The organism is Brachybacterium alimentarium, from assembly GCF_002332425.1.
GTDB classification, from domain to species: Bacteria; Actinomycetota; Actinomycetes; order Actinomycetales; family Dermabacteraceae; genus Brachybacterium; species Brachybacterium alimentarium.
Genome location: NZ_NRGS01000024.1, coordinates 29,819 through 48,842, shown reverse-complemented (window position 1 = coordinate 48,842; position 19,024 = coordinate 29,819). Strand labels below are relative to the sequence as shown.

Below are 19,024 nucleotides of genomic sequence, written 5' to 3'. Positions count from 1 at the left end.
CTTCGACGCTATGACACCACCGAGGGTCAAGACTGAGCGCGTTGCCTACAGTCTCGGTCGCACATCCGCGGGCTTCGGGGTGCGTCGTCACTGACGCGCAACGGGGTCGCTCTAGCCCGCTCTGACCGTCGAAGAGCAGCGAGACGTCCTACACGCCTCACACTCTCGTCAGCTAGCTCGCCTGTCTACTAGGCACGGAAGCAGTGCCCCCGGAACTCGGCTCCATGTGAGTCGACTCCGGTCGAACTCGAACCCAACGGAGGATCGCAATGTCCAATCCAGTCACTTTCGTCAACGTCATCGACGTCGAGCCGGAGAAGCAGCCGGAACTCGTCGAGCTGCTGAAGGAGGGTACCGAGAAGGTGATGAAGCACCGGCCCGGTTTCATCTCTGTCACCCTGCTCGCCAGCGCCGACAAGACGCGCGTGCTCAACGTGGCCCAGTGGGAGTCTGCCGATGATGTCAAGGCGACCCAGTCCGACCCGGAGGCGGCTGAGTACGCGAAGAAGACCGCGGGCATCGCGAAGGCGAGCCCTGGTCTTTACCAGGTTGTGGGTGAGTACAAGTAACCCAGCCACCGTCGAACCCGGGGTGTGAGCGACACATCGCTCACACCCCGGGCTTCGCACAGCTCAACTGTCTTCGTCATGCCGCCAGCTTGAAGTCGGTACACTGGAGATACGAAGTACGATACGTATCACCCTTGAGCATGTTCGGCTCGTCGAGGATCACGACCGGGGGCCGGGCGATGATGGCGCCCGCGAGGTCGAGGCGTCGGCGCATCCCGCCGGAGTACTGACCTGCCAGGAGCGTGGCCGGCACGTCCTCGAGGCGGAAGTCGCGCAGCAGCTCGCGGGCTCGGGCTGCGGCGGTCCGCCGCGGCATGCCGTACAGCCGGGCGACCATGCGGAGGTTCTCGAAGCCGGTCAGCTTCTCATCGACGGCCGCGTACTGGCCGGACACCCCGATGCTGCGACGCACGCCGTCAGGATCCGTCCGCACGGAGCGGCCCGCGACCAGGGCGTCCCCGGCATCCGGCTCGAGGAGCGTGGTGAGCACCCGCACGATCGTCGTCTTGCCGGCGCCGTTGGGACCCAGCAGGCCCTGCACGGTGCCCGCGGGCACCTCGAGGTCGATCCCGGCCAGGGCTGTGCGGTCGCCGTAGTGCTTGACGACGCCGCGCAGGGAGATCACGAAGCGGCCCGTGCTCCGTCGTCCAGACGACGGGGAGTGATGTCGGACCACGAGGCGTCGACGTAGCGGAGGCAAGCGGCGTGGTCATCGGGTCCGAAGACGACGACCCACCCGCGCGGCAGGTCCGCGGAGTCCGGCCACAGAGAGTGCTGTCCGCGCTCGTTCACGAGGACGCGGAAGGTGGCGTCGGTGTCGTCGAAGGGGTTCATCATGGTGCGTTCCCGTTTCCGTCGTGGATGCGTTGCTGCCAGTGGTTCGGAACGGACGGTCATTCGGTTTGGTCGGATCTGCGCAGGATCGCAGAGGAGTCCAGCTCGGCGGCGACGGTTCCTGCCGCCGGCTCGTCGAGCAGGTCCGCATGACGGGCGTCGACCCGGTGGACGGTGAGCTCGCCGGTGAGATGCGGGATCCACGCCGCCGGATCCGGACGGTCCGTCGGAGCATCCCTGGTGGCCTCCATAACGATGAGGTCGCCCTCGACGACGGGGGTCTGTGCGGCGTCCAGGAGTGTGCCGAGATGGGCGAAGCGCGAGGCCATGCGCTCGGCGGTCGTCGCAGGGAGCTGGCCGAGCGAATTCCCGGCGGTGCGCAGGGCGGAGACCACCGTCGCGGCGTCGAGGGGGCCAGCGGGCACCGGGATGTCCTGGGCCTCCAGCAGGGACCGCCACCGGGAGCCGTCGTCCTCGGCTCCCTGCAGCGACCCGCTGAGGCGCGGGTAGGAGTCGAGCACGGCGAGGAAGGCGACCACCTCGCCCGCGGCCTGCAGGCGCGCAGCGAGATGGTGAGCGATCCTGCCGCCGAGCGAGTAGCCGAGCAGGTGGTACGGGCCGTGCGGCTGGACGGTGCGCATCGCCTCCAGGTACTGGTCCAGCATCTCGTCGAGCGTCTGCTCCGGGGCGCGGGACGATTCGGAGGTGGAGAGTGTGGAGAGCCCCGGCATCTGCAGGCCGATCAGGGGTCGTCGACTGCGCAGATGGGGGAGCAGGCTCGAGAAGCCCCAGGCGAGGCCGCTCGCGGGGTGAACGGCGAACAGGGGCTCGCCGTGCCCCTCGGGGCGCAGGGGCAGGACGGGGGCGAGAGATTCCTCGAGGTCCCCGTCCGCGGAGCGACTGCCTGCACCTCCGCTCGGTGCTGCACCGGAGGGTCCACGGTCGATCACCGCGGCCAGACCCGCCACCGTCGGCGTTCGGAACAGGAGGTGGATCGGCACCTCCCGGCCGAGGAGCTCGCCGATCTCCGCGACGACGGGGCGGGCCACGAAGGAGTGCCCGCCGAGGGCGAAGAAGGAGTCGTCCGCCCGGACCTCCTCGATGTCGAGCACTGTCGAGAACGCCGCCGCGACGATCGCCTCGGTCCCGTCCCGGGGCGCGCGGCCGGACCCGCCGACGAAGGCGGGGTCGGGCAGCGCTCGGGTGTCGACCTTCCCGTGGGAGGTCAGCGGGATGTCGTCGACGAGGGTGAACGCGGCTGGTCGCATGTACTCCGGCAGGCGGGCAGCAGTCGTCCGCTCGAGCAGCTCCGGGAGCGCCGCGGCGTCGACGCCCTCGGCGGGCACCACCCAGGCGGCGAGGACCATGCCCCGCGGGCTGTCGATCGCACGGACCACGGACCGCGCGACCTCGTCGCGCTCCTCGAGCACCGCCGAGACCTCGCCGGGCTCGATGCGGTGCCCGCGGATCTTCACCTGCTCGTCGCCGCGGCCGAGCGCGACGACGGGCGGCCGGTGGCCGGCGGGCGCATCGCGCACCGCGACGAGGTCGCCGGTGCGATACATCCGTGAGCCATCCCCTGCGAAGGGGTCGGCGACGAACCGGGACGCCGTCGCAGCCGCGTCACCGAGGTAGCCGTCGGCCAGCTGCGGCCCGGCGAGCCAGAGCTCGCCGATGCTGCCCACGGGAACCGGTCGCAGGTTCGCGTCCAGCACGCGTGCGACGGTGGAGCTGGTCGGGGAGCCGAGCACGGGAGACGGGTTCGCGAGAACCGGAGCGACCAGGGTGTCGACGCCGGCCTCGGTCGGGCCGTAGAGGTTCCACCCCCTCACGGCGGGACGCTCATGCATCCACGCCCACAGGGCAGGATCGACGGGCTCCCCGCCGAGCAGGAGCACGAAGGGATCCTCGGGGTCCCGTGCATCGAGGAGGTCGGCGAGCCCTGTCTGCCCGCGCAGCGCGTCGACGTACCCGGGGGTGGTCTCCCAGACGTCGATATCGCGTCGGGCGAGCAGGTCGACCAGGGCCTCCGGGTCGCGGCGCACGTCGTCGCCGACCACATGCACCTCGTGACCTGCCGCCAGCCACAGCACCGGGTCCAGGGAGGCGTCGAAGCCGACGCCCGTGGTGTGGGCCAGACGCCGTCTCCGCAGGCCGGGCTCGGGAAGGAGAGTCGAGCGATGGCTCCTCAGGAGCTGGGTCAGCGCGCGGTGGGGGACCTGGACGCCCTTCGGCGTCCCGGTGGTGCCGGAGGTGAAGAGGATGTAGGCCGCCTCGTCCGGACCCGGCAGCAGCTCGGGTGCGGAGCCCTCCGGGAGGTCCTCGAGGCACCGGACGGACTCGGAGGGGATGCCCGCCTCGAGCGCGGCTCGTACCGCGTCCTCCTCGGAGACGTGCCCGGTGCGGAGCACGAGGCGGGGTGCGGCGGCGTGCAGCATCGCCGTGATCCGCTGAGCAGGAAGAGTGATGTCCACCGGGACGGCGACTGCTCCGGCCCGCCAGATCGCGAGCAGTCCCGCGACGGTTCCCGTGCCTCGACGCACGGCCAGGGCGATGCGATCCCCGGCAACGGCGCCTGCGGCGCACAGACCTCCTGCGATGGTGTCGACCCGTTCGGCGAGCTCTCCGGTGGTGAGGGAGGTGTCATCCCCGACGAGGGCGGGCAGGGCCGATCGGGCCGCGGCGGAGGTCGCGAGGGCATCCAGCAGGCTCTGCGGCCCGGCCGTCGCGGGCCACGGCATCAGAGGTGTCGAGGACGGGCCGGCGGGGATCTCCTGCAGCCTCCGACCCGGATCTGCGGCGATCCCCGCCAGGAAGCCGAGCCAGCGCTCGACCAGCCCTTGAGCGGCGTCCTCGCTGAACAGGTTCGCGTCGTGCTCGAGCACACCGTCCACTCCGCCGTCGGAGCGGGGACGGAGGGTGAAGGAGAGATCCACCTTCGCCGCGCCGGTCGAGCGCGGCTCCACCCGGGACACCTCGACCCCGGGCAGCTCGAGCGCCGGATCGCCGAGCTCCTCCACGGAGAGCATGGTCTGGAACAGCGGATGGCGACCGAACTGCCGATCGGGTGCCACGGCCTCGACGATGCGCTCGAACGGCACGTCGTCGTGCTCCATGGCGTGCAGGACGGACCGACGGGCCCGCCCCACCGCATCGCGGAAGGGGCGGGAGCCGTCGACCTGCAGCCGCACCGGGAGTGTGGTCACGAAGAAGCCGATGAGGTCGGCGAGGTCGGGGTCGCCGCGACCGGCGGACGGGGTGCCGATGACGAGGTCGTCCCCGGCGCCGACCCGCTGCAGATAGGCCGCGAGCGCGGCGAACCAGGTGTGGAAGCTGCTGGCTCCGCTCGTCGCTGCGGAGGCCAGGAGCGGTGTGCTGACCTCTTCGGGGACGGTGAAGGCCAGGGTGCGTGCGGGACGGGTGGTCTCCTCGCTGCGGCGTCCGTCGGCGGGGAGGGCCAGCTCCTCGGGCGCGCCGCGCAGCTGCTCCGTCCAGGCGGCGAGGTGCGGATACTCCTCCTGGGGCCGGTCGTGCCCGACCTGCTGGAACCGTGCGTGGTCGGCGAACTGGACCGCGAGGGGGCGGCGGGCGGACCGGGTCCCCCCGGTGCGGGCGCCGTATGCGGAGGCGAGGTCGCGCACCATCGGCGCGAGCGAGGCGCCATCGGTCGCGATGTGGTGCACGGCCAGTGTGAAGCGCCAGCGCTGGGCGCCGGTCCTCACCAGGCCCGCCCGCAGCGGGATCCGGGAGGAGAGATCGAAGCCGGCGGCGGTGTCGACCGCTTCGTGGCGCAGGATGCCGGAAGGCGGGTCCTGGATGCGCTGCACGGGACGTCCCTCGATCTCGGGGAAGGTGGTCCGCAGGACCTCGTGGCGAGCCACGAGGTCGTCGACCGCGCCGGCGAGCGCGGTGGTGTCGAGGTCGCCCTCGAGATCGGCCTCGAGGACCACCGTGTACTCCGCCGAGCCCGGCGCCAGACGGTGGAGGAACCACAGCCGCGCCTGGTCAGGGGAGAGGGGGAGCTCCTCGTGCGGAGAGCGAGGGTTCTGCACGACCCAGTCGCGCAGGCGCATCGGGGCGGGGTGCCCGAGCTCCCCGGGAGCGCTGTGATCGGCCACCGCACCGACGGGGTCCTCGGCGCGCAGGGCGGCGACGAGCAGTGCGGGGGTGGGACGGTCGAAGACGGTGCGGACCGGCACGGCCACGCCGAACTCGTCCCGGATGCGGCCGACGAGCTCCACCGCGAGCAGGGAATGCCCGCCGAGGGCGAAGAAGTCCTCGTCGGGGCCCGGGACGTTGATCGCGAGGATCTCTCCGACCAGGCTGCACATGCGCTCCTCGGCGTCGTCGACCGGGGAGCGCTCGGCGGACGAGCCGTGCTGCGGATCGGGCAGCGCCGACACATCGACCTTGCCGTTCGAGGTCAGCGGGAATTCCGCGATCACGGCGATCGCGCTGGGGACCATGTACGCCGGCAGCTCCCGGCGCGCCGTGTCCCGCACCGAGGCCTCGTCGGCTTCCCCGGACACCCACGCGAGGACGCGCTCGGTGCCTTCTCCACCGGGGGCCACGATCCGGGCGAGGGCGGTGCGCACGCCCGGTGCGCGCTCCAGGGCGCTCTCGATGTCACCGATCTCGATGCGATACCCCCGGAGCTTGACCTGGTCGTCGGCGCGCCGCAGGAAGTGCAGGTCACCCTCGGCCGTCCGGCGCACGACGTCGCCGGTGCGGTACATCCGCGCACCGTCCGCGGCGGGGTCGGCCACGAAGCGCGCTGCGGTCTCGGCGGCACGTCCGCGATAGCCGTCGGCGAGGGTGGCGCCGGAGAGGTACAGCTCGCCCTCGACGCCGGGCGGAACCGGTCGCAGGAAGCGGTCGAGCACGCGTGCCCGGACCCCGAGCACGGGGTCACCGAGGACGACGGGCCCGTGGGTGATGGGGGCGACGAGGGCGTCGACGGTGGCTTCGCTCGGGCCGTACAGATTCCATCCGTCCAGGGCGTCCGAGGCGGCGATGCGGTCCCACAGCGCCTGGGGCACCGCCTCCCCGCCCAGGGCCAGCAGGAGCCTGCCGGGCCCTGTGCGGACGGCGTCCTCGAGGCCGACGGCCTCCAGCTGCGAGGCGTAGGAAGGCGTGGTCTCGACGACGTCGATGCGCTGCTCCTGGACAAGGCGCACGACGGCCTCGGCATCGGCCTGCACGGTCTCGTCGGCGATCAGGAGCGTGCTGCCCGAGGCGAGCCACAGGATCGGGTCCCATGCGGCGTCGAAGGCGAGGCCGGAGAGGTGAAGCATCCGCGGTGGACGCTCCAGTTGCTCGCGCAGGGGGCCGATCAGCGTGCGCTCGTGCTGGGCGAGCACGGTGCCGAGGGCCGCGTGGGAGACCTGGACGCCCTTGGGGGCTCCGGTCGTGCCCGAGGTGTGCACGAGATATGCGGTGTCCTCGGGTCCCGGAGCAGCCGGGGCCGGGCCGCCCGTGGGGAGGTCGTCCGGAGCGATCACCTCGGTGCGGGGTGCATCCCGCGGCGTCGGCAGGAGGGGGCGGAAACGGGCGGGATCGGTGGTGACCACCACGCGGGGCCCGGCGGACGTGAGCACCCGCTCGAGCCGCGCGTCGGGATGGGTGGAGTCCACGGGGACCGCGATGGCACCGGCGCGCAGTGCGCCGAGCACGACCGTGACCGCATCGGCGGTGCGGGGCAGGGCGATGACCACCCGGTCCCCGCGCCGGACCCCGACCTTTGCGAGGCCCGCAGCGAGTGTGCGGACGCGGGCGAGGAGCTCGGCCGCGGTGAGCTCGCCCTGGGCATCGACGAGTGCGAGGGCTCCCGGATGCTCACGCGCCGTGCGCTCGAGCCGATCCAGCATCGTGCCGGGCGCAGGCGCCTCGGGCCCTCGGGCCCGGTCCTCGAGCTCGCGCAGTGCGTCGGGAGCTGCGGTGGGCAGATCCCCCAGCCGCGCCCGGGGATCAGCGACGACCTGCTCGAGCACGCGATCCAGGGAGTCGCGCAGACGGGCCGCGGTGGCGCCGTCGAACAGGGCACGGTCGTAGCCCAGCACGATGCGGAGACCGCCGTCGTCGCCGTCCTCGGGGGTGACGTCGATCAGCAGATCCGCCTTGACCCCCGAGCTCGCGGCGGGGGCGGGGACATGCACCCGCACGCCGGGGAGGTCGAGCCGGGCGGGCGGGGCGTTCTGCAGGCTCAGCATCACCTGGATGACCGGTGGCCGGTCCACGTGCCGCGGGGGACGCACCGCCTCGACGACGAGGTCGAAGGGGAGATCCTGGTGCGCGTAGGCCTCGGTGTTCGCGAGGCGGACCCGCTCGAGGAGGTCCGTGAGGGTCGGGTCGCCGCTCAGCGACGTGCGCAGGGCGACGGTGTTGACGAAGAAGCCGACGAGGTCGTCCAGCCGCGGATCGGGGCGACCGGCGACCGGGGTGCCGATCACCACGTCGTCGCCGGTCCCGTGCTGGTGCAGGGCGGCGGCGAGGGCTGTGTGCAGCACGATGAACAGGCTGGTGCGATGCGCGGACGCGACGGAGCGCAGGGCGGCGTGCCGCTGCGGGTCGAGATCGAGCCGGAGCTCGCCGACCCCGTGCTGATCGGCGTCGTCAGGGTCAGCCGTGCCGCGTGGGCGATCACGGGGCAGGGAGATCTCGGCGGGCGCGTCCGCGAGGGTGCGCCGCCAGAACGCGCTCTGGCGCGACAGCTCGCTCTCGGGGTCGTCCGCGGAGCCGAGCAGATCTCGCTGCCACGTCGCCGCGTCCGCGAAGTCCACGGGCAGCGGTGCGGGCTGCGGCGCACGACCGGCGGCACGGGCCGTGTAGGCCTCGCCCAGGTCGCGGGCCAGCGGTGCGAGCGACCAGCCGTCGGTCGCGACATGATGCATCGTGATCACGAGCACGGCGCGCTGCGCACCGGTGCGCAGCAGCACGGCGCGCAGAGGGATCTCCCGGGTGATGTCGAGGGGCCGATGCACCTCTGCGGCGATCACGGCCTCGAGGCGCTCGGCGGGCACGTCGACGGCCAGGAGCGGGGAGGGGACCTCCGCGGCGGGCACGATGTGCTGGACCGGTTCGCCGTCCACTGCGGGAAGGATGGTGCGCAGCGGCTCGTGACGGGCCAGGACGTCATCGAGCGCGGAACGCAGCGCGGCGGGGTCGAGATCGCCCTCGAGCTCGAGGATCGCCGGGACCGCATAGGCGGCGGAATCCGGCTCGAGGCGGTGGAGGAACCACAGGCGGCGCTGGTTCAGCGAGGCGGGGACGGGATCAGGGCGCTCGCTGCGCTCGGGTCGCGCCGAGGCGCTGTCGGCGGGGGCGTCGTCGAGGACGGCGGCCAGGGCGGCGACGCTCGGGTGCTCGAACACGTCGCGCACGGCGACGGCACGTCCGAGGCGGTCCGTCAGCCGCGCGGCGAGGCGGGTGGCCAGCAGCGAGTGGCCGCCCGCTGCGAAGAAGTCCTCGTCGGCCCCGATGCCGTCGCGGTCGAGCACTGCGACGAAGGCGCCCGCCACCGCGCGCTCCATGTCGGTCTCCGGCTGCCGGGCGGTGGCGTCCGCGGCCGTGGTCGCCGGATCGGGCAGCGCGGCGCGATCGAGCTTCCCGTTGGCGGTCGCCGGGAGTCGCTCGAGCGCGACGATCGCCGACGGCACCATGTACTCGGGCAGCTCATCGCGCAGACCGTCGCGGACAGCGCCGGGGACGTCACTCGCGTCCGTGGCCCCGCTCGCCGTGGCGACGTAGCCGACGAGACGGGCCGTCGCTCCCTCGCCGCGCACGACCACGGCAGCTGAGACGACCCCGTCGAGACGACGCATGGCGGTCTCGACCTCGTCGGTCTCGATGCGGTATCCCCGGATCTTCACCTGATCGTCCAGTCGCCCGAGGAACCTCAGCGTGCCGTCGGAACGCCGGCGCACCCGGTCACCCGTGCGGTACATGCGCGAACCGTCGGCCGCGAAGGGGTCGGCGACGAAGCGCTGCGCGTTCAGGCCCGGCTGGCCGATGTACCCCCGGGCCACCCCGTGTCCCGCGAGGTACAGCTCTCCGATCCCGCGGTCCGGGACCGGTGCGAGCCCGGCATCGAGCACGTAGTGACGGCTGCCGAGCACGGAGGCGCCGAGATGCGGTCGGCGGTCCTCGCGGATGGGGGCGACCAGACTGTCCACGGTCGTCTCGGTCGGCCCGTAGAGGTTCACGGCATGGACCCCCTCCCGCGCGGCGAGCGCGGCCCAGAGGTCGTCGCCGACGGCCTCCCCGCCGAGGGCGATCTCGGTGGGATGGTGCGGGCCGGTCAGGAGTCCCGCCGTGAGCAGGACCTCGGCGAAGGAGGGCGTGGTCTCGAGGGCGTCGATGCGCTGCTCGGCGAGATGCGCGACGAGGCGTTCGGGGTCGCGTCGCACCTCGTCGGAGACGATGTGGAGCTCGTGCCCCGAGACGAGCCACAGCAGCGGATCCCACGAGGCGTCGAAGGACAGGCCGGCCGTATGGGCGGCGCGCAGCGGGCGCCCGAGCCGGGTCGCGGCGGGGTCATGGAGCGTCCTGCGGTGCTGCTCGAGAAGGGCATGGAGCGAGCCGTGCTCGACAGCGACGCCCTTGGGTCGGCCGGTGCTCCCGGAGGTGAAGATGACGTAGGCGAGGTCGTCGGGACCCACCCGGGGCAGATGGACCGGAACGCTCTCGGGACGGCGCCAGGCAGCGGTCTCGGTGTCGACCAGCAGGGTCGGCAGGGTCCAGACGGCGCCGTCCTCCCGGTCGGCCTCCTGCTGCTCGACGGTGGTCAGCAGCGCGGCGGGCCCCGCATCCTCCAGCATGTGCGCGACGCGGCCGACGGGGTAGGCAGGGTCCAGCGGCACGTAGGCGGCGCCGGCCCGAAGGATCCCGAGGACCAGTGCAGGGAGGTGGACCGTGCGGCCCACGCGGACGGCGACGCGGTCGCCGGGCCTCACGCCCCCGCGCACGAGGGACTGGGCGAGGCGGGTCGACTCGGCGTCGAGCTCCTCGAAGCTGCGTTCGCCATCGGGCGCGACGACGGCCCGGGCGCTCCCGCGCCGTTCCACGGACGCTGCGACGGCCTCGAGGACGGTCCCCGGGACGTCGTCCGACGGAGCGCCGCGGCCGGTGGCGAGCAGCGCCTCCTGCTCGGCCCTGTGCATCAGCGAAGGCGAGACCACGCTCGTGCCGGCCGGGGAGTCGAGCAGCGAGTCGAGAAGTCGGAGCAGCCGCTCGCCGTGCTCCTGCAGCGACTGCTCGGAGTGCAGCGCGGCATCGCCCTCGAGCCGCAGCACGGGGTCGACGGCGTGGCTGCGGAGGTCGCCGAGGACGATCGAGAGGTCGCGCACGGGGCCCGTGGACAGGATGTGCACCGTCCCCCGGGCAGCACCCAGGCGCAGGTCGTCGATGACCGGGAGCAGGTTGACCGAGGGGCCGGGGTGGGAGGAGGCGCCCTCGAGCTCCTCGACGCGGAACCGCTGATGCCCGACAGCGGCGCGGACGGCGTCCCCGGTCCTGCCGATCACGTCGGCGAACGAGTCGGTGGGACCGACCTTCACCCGCAGCGGGAGGACGCTGGAGAGCATGGACGGTGTCGTCTTCGCGACCCGGCCACGGCGGGCGGTGACCGGCAGGCCGATGGGCACGACGTCGGTGCCCGTCATCCGGGCCATGTAGACGGCGACCGCTGCGATGACGGTCTTGGGCAGGTCGCGCTCGAGGGCGGCGAGCCGGGCGGTGCGCTGGGCGCCGAGAGGGACCCGGGCACGGATCACCCGGCTCGCGATGCCGTGGGATCGGCCCTCGAGGCCCTCGGAGGAGACCTCGCCGGCCAAGGCCCGTCGCCAGTGCGCAGCGTCCGCGGTGTGCTGGGGGGAGCTCTCGTAGGCCTCCAGGTCGCGCTGGAGGGCGGCGAGCGAGGGGAGGGGCGAGGGCAGCCGTGCCAGCACATGGGCGACGCCGGGTGCGAGGCGGCGGGGCAGCCGTGAGCCCGGGAGGACGCGGGCCAGGCGGGAGTACGTCTCGGCGATGTAGCGCAGGGCGATGACGGCTGAGTAGCCGTCGATCTGGATGTGGTGGACGCGCAGGAAGAACAGCGAGCGGTCCTCGTCGACGAGGTAGAGCGTCGCTCCGAGGAGGTCGTCCCCGTGCATGTCCCGCGGCGTGGACATCTCCTGATCCATGTCGAGGTGCGCGGCGTCCTCGGCCGCGTCGGGTCCCAGGTGGCGCAGGTCGCGCACCCGTACCAGGTCCGCCGTGGGCCGCGGGCGGTGAATCTCCGCGTAGGGCCCGGCGGCGTCCTCGCCGATGCGCAGGCTCAGCGCGTCCAGATCTGTGGCGGCCTTGGTCAGGGCCAGGTTCAGCAGAGCGGGGTCGATCGGGCCCCGCAGATCCAGGAACTGCCCGATCTGATAGGTCGGGTTGTCCGGATCCAGATGCTGCGCGTACCAGATGCCGCGTTGAGCCGCGGTCAGCGGGAGGTGGCCGGTGGGTGCTGACGTGGCCGAGGGCATGCGCATCCTCATGAAGGGGAGGTCTCCTCTATGCGGTGGTGACGGGGAACGACGATGCGTGCGCCTCGGTCACTGCTGGAACTGGCCGAGCTGCAGCGTCCCGAGCAGTCCGTCGGCGTCGACGAGCGGACCGTCGACGAGCGGTCCCTGGATGAGCGTGCTGTCCGAGCCGATGTTCGTGGAGGTGTCGCTGGCAGCGCTCGCCGGGGCGACGAGGGCGATGCCCGCGACTCCGAGCACAGCGGTGGTGATGGTGATACGGCGGAAGCGATGGGACATGATCGACGACTCCTCGGTCGGTGGAACGGCTGTCGGCGCCCGGGCGGCGGAAGCCGCGCCGGACTGAGGAGGTTCGACGCCGACGCCGCATCGGATTGGTCCGCGGTCGGCATCTGCTCGATCCGTCACACACCGGGCGGCGTCCGAGCCCGCCGACGGGGCCCGGCACCCCTCCCGGAGAGAGGACCGGGAGACGGACCCGGCAGACGGGAGAGCGCGGCGCAGGGCGTCCGGGTGCCCCGGTGCCCCGGTGTCCGGGTGTCCGGGTGCCCCGGTGCCCCGGTGTCCGGGCGTCCGGCCGTGCGGGCGCGTGAAGGCTTCCGCCGGGGACGCGGGGTGTCTATGCTCCGGGGATGGACGAACGCGTTCCCCGGCGGTGGTGGACCGGGCCCTTCGACGTCGAGCGGCTCGCCCGGACGACGGTGGAGGGCCTGTGCGGGGCGGCCGACGAACTCGCCACCTCGCGCGGGTTCGAGGTGACTGTCGGAACCACTCCGGAGCTGATCGCCGCCTCCTTTGCCGCGTACGAGAATCTGAGACGGGACGGCCGTGCCCCCGCCGTATGGGCGGAGCTGTCAGGATTCGTCGCCGCCCGGGACGGCTGGGTGCGCCTGCATGGCAACTATCCGCACCATGCCGCCGTGATCCGTGAGGTGCTCGGTGTCGACGGGCGGCGAGGGCTCGAGCGCGCCGCCTCGCGCTGGAACGCCTCGGACTTGGAGGAGGCCATCACCGCGGCCGGCGGCGTCGCTGTGGCCGTTCGCACCCGCACGCACTGGGAGGCGCATCCTCAGGCGCGGGCGGCGTCCGATGCGCCGTGGTCCGAGGTGAGCGATCGCGGCGATCGCCCCGGACCGGGCGGACCTGCGGACCGACGCCCTGGACGCGGAGCGGGGCACGGGGGCTTCGAGGCGGCCGACGGACACGAGCGCGGGGGAAGGAATCTGCTCGAGGGTGTGCGAGTGCTCGATCTGACCCGGGTCATCGCAGGGCCCACCTGCTCGCAGGTGCTCGCCTGCCTGGGGGCGGACGTGCTGCGCATCGATCCGCCGCAGCGACCGGAGATCCTCGAGCAGCACCTCTCCACCGGCATGGGGAAGCGCTCCGCGGAGGTCGATCTGCGCCGTGACGCTGATCGGGTGCGGACTCTCGCTGCAGACGCCGACGTCATCCTGACCGGGTACCGTCCCGGTGCTCTGGAGCGATTCGGCCTGGGGACGGAGGCGCTCGAGGCGATCGCCCCGCAGGCCGTCATCGTCTCGCTCTCCGCCTGGGGCGAGGGCGGGCCCTGGGGGAGACGCATCGGTTTCGACTCCATCGTGCAGGCGGCCACCGGCATCGCCGTCGACTGCGGCACGGCGGACCGTCCCGGCGCGCTGCCGGTGCAAGCGCTGGACCATGCGAGCGGTCATCTCATGGCCGCACGGGTCCTCGAAGCCCTGGCCCGTTCCCGTGCGTGCACGATCCGGATCAGCCTGCTCGGTGCTGCTCACCAGCTGCTTTCCGGGCCTCCTCCGCCCGAGGTGGAACCGGCAGCCCTCGGGATCCCGCGTGTGCGGCTCGACTCCGCCGTCGGGACGCTCGACCTCGTGCCGCCTCCCCTCCTGATCGACGGTCGCACGATCGAACGACCCGTCGGGGACTACGGCGCCGCGGACGCGTCCTGGCGAGGATGATCGCCCGACGATCCCGGGAGAGCAGCCGTCGAGCCCGGCCGAGCATCGAACGGAGAGGGTCGTCCGGCCCGGCGCAGGCTCAGCCGAGCAGCTCGCGGATGTCGTCGGCCGTCATCGCGGAGCGGAAGGCGTCCCCACCGTCGGTGAAGGCGTCGAACAGCTCGGCCTTGCGGCGCTGCAGCGCGAGCACCTTCTCCTCGATCGTGTCCTCGGCGACCATCCGATAGACCATGACCTGGCGCTCCTGACCGATGCGGTGGGCACGGTCCACGGCCTGGTTCTCAGCCGCCGGGTTCCACCACGGGTCCAGCAGGAACACGTAGTCCGCCTCGGTGAGGGTGAGGCCGAAGCCGCCCGCCTTCAGCGAGATGAGGAACACCGGGGCGTCGCCCTCGCGGAAGCCGGCCACGGCGCCGTCGCGGTCCCGGGTGGAGCCGTCGAGGTGCGCATAGCCGATGCCGCGTGCGGAGAGCTCGTCGGCCACGCGGTCCAGGTACGAGGTGAACTGGCTGAACAGCAGCACCCGGTGACCCCCGCCGATGACCTCCTCGAGCCGGTCGAACAGAGCCTCCAGCTTGGAGCTGGGCACATCGGCGTAGGCCTCGGCATCGACCAGGCCGGGATCGATCGCCATCATCCGCAGCAGGGTGAGGGAGCGGAACACGATGAACCGCTGCCGGTCCAGGTCGGTGTCCAGGATGCCTAGCACCTTCTTGCGCTCGCGCTGCAGCACCGAGTCGTACGCCGCCCGGTGCTCCTCGCCGAGGGTCACGGTGAGCACCTCCTCGTGCTTCGGAGGCAGCTCGGTGGCCACCAGCTCCTTGGTGCGGCGCAGCAGGAACGGACGCACCCGTCGGCGCAGGAGCTCCATCCGGTCGGGATGCTCGCCGGTCTCGATCGGCAGCGTGTAGCGCTGGCGGAAGCCGTTCGCGCCGCCGAGCAGACCGGGGGTGACCAGGTCGAGGATCGACCAGAGGTCGTCCAGCGAGTTCTCCATCGGGGTGCCGGTGATCGCGAGCCGGAAATCGGCGCGCACGCCCTTGGCGGCACGGTGCGTGCGGGAGCGACGGTTCTTCACGAACTGCGCCTCGTCGAGCACGAAGCCCTGGAACGGGCGGGCGGCGAAGTCCTCCTCATCGATGCGCAGCACGGCGTAGCTGGTGACCACCACGTCGGCGCCGGCGATCTCGGAGGCCAGGTCCGCGCCACGAGCGGCGCGGGTGCGGTCCAGGACGCGCACGTCCAGACCCGGAGTGAAGCGCTCCGCCTCGCGCCGCCAGACGGGCAGCACGGAGGAGGGCGCCACGACGAGGAACGGGGGAGCGGAGGCGGCGCCCGCAGCACCCGCAGCACCCACAGCGTCTGCTGCGCCCGCGGCACCCGAAGCGCCTGCCCGTTCCCGGGCGTGGGCGATGAGGGCGAGGGTCTGGACGGTCTTGCCCAGGCCCATGTCGTCGGCCAGCACGCCGCCCAGGCCGTGGGCGAACAGGAAGGCCAGCCAGGAGTAGCCCTCGAGTTGGTAGGGGCGCAGCTCGGCATGCAGTGCGTCGGGCAGAGCCGGCGCGGAGGTCTCCGCGAGCTCCTTTGCGCGGCCGACGGTGCGATCCCACTCGGCGCTGGCATCCGTCTCGTCGGCCATCTCCTCGAGGTCGTTCCACATCTCGACCTGGAAGCGGCTGAGGCTCTGGCGCTCGGGCTCCCACTCCGCGAGCGCCTCGCCCTCACGGATCAGCTCGCGCAGCGTGTCGAAGGCCGGATGGTCCAGCGAGAAGTAGGTCTTGTCCGGGAGCAGGAGCTTGCTGCGGCCGCGGGCGAGCGCGACGAACAGCGAGGGGAAGGGGATCGAACGCCCCTCGATCGTGATCTCGAAGCCGAGGTCGAACCAGTCGTGCTTGCCGGGGGACGCCTGCTGGGTGACCCGCACCTTCGGCGCGCCGTCGAGCTCGCGGTAGCTGTGGCGGGTGCCGACGACTTCCGTCTCGACATGGTCCATCGCGTCGAGCGCGTCGAGCACGTGCTCGGAGAACAGGGCGGTGTCGGGACCGCTGAGCAGCTCGGGCGTCTCCGAGCCCGCCTGGGGCCACAGCGTCATCGCCTCGGCGACCACCGCCTCCTCATGGGCGATGTCCCGGTGCGCCCCCTGGCGCTGGTCGATCGGCAGCACCCGGTCGGGGTCGTGATAGTGCCACGACCACCGCAGCGTGAGCCGGTCGCCGGAGGCATAGGACGCCGTCAGACGCAGGCTGGGGCGCCGCGCCGCCGGGAGCGGGACGCTGCCGTCCACGCTGGTCACCGAGGTGAGGGAGCGCAGCTTCGGGTACGCGACCTCGAGGAACGACTCGCGATCGGCCGCGGGGACCCGCAGCGGCCGACGGCGCTGCAGCAGCGGCCGCAGGGTGCGCGGAACCGGTGAGGGCAGGGGAGCGATCCGGGCGGCGAGGGCGTCCTCGCCGTGCGGTGCGACGTCGAGCACCCCGGCGGCGCCCATCAGCCGGGCATGCGGTGCGTGCTCGCCCTCGAGGTCCACGCGCGGCGTCACGTCGAGGTCGCCGGACTCGTCGACGACCTGCAGGTCGAGACCCGCATCGGCACTGCTCAGCAGGGTGATCGAGGTCAGACCGCTGCCGGGGAGGAACTCCACGCCGGCGTCGCGAGCATGGACCAGGGACTGCCACAGCAGGGGCGAGGTGATCGTGTTCAGCCACAGATGATCGATCGCCCCGCTGGAATAGGAGCGCTCGGCGGAGGCGGAGGCGAACACGCGGGTGAGGGCCTCGGACTGCACGGCGTCGTACTCGCGGCCGCCCAGGCGGCCCTCGAAGGTCCGCCAGGACAGCTCCCCCTTGATCCAGGTGCCCTTACGGCCGCGGGTCAGGGGACGCACTCCCAGCCAGAGGTCGGCGTCGGAGTCGAGATCCGCCGCCGTGGCGGGCTCGCGGTTCTGACGGGACGCTCCGGCGCCGCCGGTGCCGGCCTCGAGATCGAAACGGATCGCCAGCGGACGCGGAGCGGTCGCCGGAGCGCCGGTGCGTGAGCTGGTGCCGGCCAGCAGGGGGCGCAGCACGCTGCGCCATTCGGCCGGCGGCGCGGACTTCTCGGCCCGGTCCCCGAGGTCGTTGAGCCGGTACAGGAGCGCGGCGACGTGCTCGCAGCTCCCCTCCGACGGGCAGCTGCACTGGGAGCCGCGCGGGCGCCAGAGCCCTCCGGGGGCCGACGGCAGGAACCGCCGGGAGACGGAGTCGTCGGCATATTCCTCGAGCAGGACCCGGGCGTGCTGGACGGTTCCGCCGTCATCGGTGACGTCCGCGGTGACCGTCGAGGACTCGCCGTCCCAGACGAGATCCTCGACGCGCCCGCCGCGGGCTCGCGCGAGTCCTCGGCCCGCGGAGCGGTCGCCCACGTGGTGGCTGATCGCCGACGGCAGCAGACGGGGGAGGAGGACTGGATCAGGCATACCTACCAAAGTAACTGCGCCGCGGCCTTCATGCCGGGACGGCGGCGTCTCAGCGGGTAGTCTCACAGCGAACTCCTGGCCCGGGCCGTGCTCCACGGCGGGCCCCGCCGGGACGATGACATCCCCGTCCTCGTGAGGAGAACACCTGTGGCACGACTGTTCGGAACCGATGGAGTGCGCGGCCGCGCGAACGTCGACATCACCGCTGAGCTCGCGGTCGAGCTGTCCGTGGGCGCCGCTCACGTGCTGGGCACCCTGGGAGCCTTCGGCGGCACGCGCCCCCGGGCGATCGTCGCGCGCGATCCGCGCCCGTCGGGGGACTTCCTCTCCGCGGCGGTCTGCGCCGGACTCGCCGCCGCCGGGGTCGACGTGCTCGACGCCGAGGTGCTGCCCACCCCGGGCCTGGCCTACCTGGTCCAGTCCACCGGGGCGGACCTGGGCGTGATGATCTCCGCATCGCACAACCCTGCGCCGGACAACGGCATCAAGTTCTTCGCGCGCGGCGGCGTCAAGCTGCCCGACGAGGTCGAGGACGCCATCGAGGCCCGCCTCGGCGAGGAGTGGGACCGTCCGCAGGGCACCGAGGTCGGCTCGATCTCCCGCTACGAGGGTGCCGTCGAGGCGTACGTCGAGCATCTCGTCTCCACCCTGGACCGCTCCCTCGAGGGCCTCACGGTCGTGGCGGACTGCGCGAACGGCGCCGCGAGCGTCACCGGACCGCTGGCCCTGCGCGCGGCCGGCGCGACCGTGCACGTGATCGGCGATCGCAGCGACGACGGACTGATCAACGACGGCGTCGGCTCCACCCACCTCGAGCCCCTCCAGGCGGCGGTGCGCGAATACGGTGCGGACATCGGCGTCGCGTTCGACGGCGACGCGGACCGCTGCCTCGCGGTCGACGCCGACGGCGCGGTCATCGACGGCGACCAGATCATGGGGATCCTCGCCCTGGACCTCAAGGAGCGGGGCAAGCTCCACGACAGCACCCTCGTGGTGACGGTCATGAGCAACCTCGGCCTGAAGCTCGCCATGCGTGAGCACGGCATCATCCTGGGTCAGACGGGTGTGGGCGACCGCTACGTGCTGGAGGAGATGAACCTCGGCGGCTTCTCCATCGGCGGCGAGCAGTCCGGCCACGTCATCATCGCCGAGCACGCCACCACCGGGGACGGCGAGCTGACCGCTCTGCACCTGCTGCAGCGCATGGCCGAGACCGGCCGCACCTCCCGCGAGCTGGCCGACGTCATGACCCGCCTCCCGCAGGCGCTCCTCAACGTCAAGAACGTCGACAAGGCGCGCGCCACGATCGACCGCGGCGTGCTCGACGCCGTCGCCGCCGCCGAGACGGAGCTGGGCGAGACCGGTCGCGTGCTGCTGCGCCCGTCCGGCACCGAGCCCGTCGTGCGGGTGATGGTCGAAGCACCGTCCGACGAGGTCGCCACCGAGATGGCCGAGCGCCTGGCCACGATCGTCCGCGACCGCGTCGGCCTCTGACTGCGCTGGCGCCTGACTGCGCTGGCGTCTGACTGCGCTGGCGTCTGATCGCGCTGGCGTCTGCGTCCGCCCCTGATCGTGCCGACCTCTGACCGCGCTGGCCTCTGGCACTGCGGCCCACATCCGGCCGCTGACTCCCCGCGCCCCGGCTCCTGCAGGCGGCCCGGCACCCCACGTCGCCCCGACACTGCACGGCGCCGGGGCCTCGCG

General features: G+C 72.7%; 7 protein-coding genes and 1 pseudogene. 3 read left to right on the top strand and 5 right to left on the bottom strand.

Translation table 11 applies throughout. The features are described 5' to 3' along the window. Positions 1-269 precede the first annotated feature (269 nt). A complete protein-coding gene (locus CIK71_RS13895; RefSeq protein WP_009883830.1) occupies positions 270-569 on the top strand; it encodes an antibiotic biosynthesis monooxygenase family protein in 300 nt (99 codons plus the stop codon). A 145-nt stretch (positions 570-714) separates the two neighbouring features. On the opposite strand, the pseudogene CIK71_RS13890 reads toward CIK71_RS13895, so the two are convergent. The 4 genes and pseudogenes from CIK71_RS13890 to CIK71_RS13875 all read right to left on the bottom strand — a co-directional run. After that, positions 715-1,194: pseudogene (locus tag CIK71_RS13890) on the bottom strand (ABC transporter ATP-binding protein); the annotation flags it as partial. Beyond that, a complete protein-coding gene (locus CIK71_RS13885) occupies positions 1,191-1,406 on the bottom strand; it encodes an MbtH family protein (RefSeq protein ID WP_096166273.1) in 216 nt (71 codons plus the stop codon). The pseudogene CIK71_RS13890 and the gene CIK71_RS13885, both read right to left, overlap by 4 nt. A 56-nt stretch (positions 1,407-1,462) precedes the next feature. Further along, complete coding sequence (locus CIK71_RS13880) at positions 1,463-11,923, bottom strand: non-ribosomal peptide synthetase (RefSeq protein ID WP_096166272.1); 10,461 nt, start codon at positions 11,921-11,923, stop codon at positions 1,463-1,465. Positions 11,924-11,980: 57 nt separating this feature from the next. Next, entirely contained in the window at positions 11,981-12,190 is a 210-nt protein-coding gene (locus CIK71_RS13875; RefSeq protein ID WP_096166271.1) for a hypothetical protein, read from the bottom strand. Positions 12,191-12,543: 353 nt separating this feature from the next. Here CIK71_RS13875 and CIK71_RS13870 point away from each other — a divergent pair, with 353 nt between their 5' ends. Beyond that, a complete protein-coding gene (locus CIK71_RS13870; protein ID WP_096166270.1) occupies positions 12,544-13,866 on the top strand; it encodes a CoA transferase in 1,323 nt (440 codons plus the stop codon). Positions 13,867-13,945: 79 nt separating this feature from the next. Here CIK71_RS13870 and CIK71_RS13865 read toward each other — a convergent pair whose 3' ends face one another. Further along, positions 13,946-17,320, bottom strand: a complete 3,375-nt coding sequence (locus CIK71_RS13865) for a DEAD/DEAH box helicase (protein WP_096166269.1) — start codon at positions 17,318-17,320, stop codon at positions 13,946-13,948. Between the two features lie 147 nt (positions 17,321-17,467). Between CIK71_RS13865 and glmM the strand changes: the two genes are divergently transcribed. Beyond that, positions 17,468-18,814: a phosphoglucosamine mutase gene (gene glmM, locus CIK71_RS13860; protein ID WP_096166268.1), complete on the top strand. Its 1,347-nt coding sequence runs from the start codon at positions 17,468-17,470 to the stop codon at positions 18,812-18,814. Positions 18,815-19,024: the final 210 nt, after the last annotated feature.

Coding starts and splice junctions, on each gene's coding strand:
- CIK71_RS13875 (WP_096166271.1), bottom strand. CDS start 12,190: ATGTCCCATCGCTTCCGCCGTATCACCATCACCACCGCTGTGCTCGGA.
- CIK71_RS13885 (WP_096166273.1), bottom strand. CDS start 1,406: ATGATGAACCCCTTCGACGACACCGACGCCACCTTCCGCGTCCTCGTG.
- CIK71_RS13880 (WP_096166272.1), bottom strand. CDS start 11,923: ATGAGGATGCGCATGCCCTCGGCCACGTCAGCACCCACCGGCCACCTC.
- CIK71_RS13895 (WP_009883830.1), top strand. CDS start 270: ATGTCCAATCCAGTCACTTTCGTCAACGTCATCGACGTCGAGCCGGAG.
- CIK71_RS13865 (WP_096166269.1), bottom strand. CDS start 17,320: ATGCCTGATCCAGTCCTCCTCCCCCGTCTGCTGCCGTCGGCGATCAGC.
- CIK71_RS13870 (WP_096166270.1), top strand. CDS start 12,544: ATGGACGAACGCGTTCCCCGGCGGTGGTGGACCGGGCCCTTCGACGTC.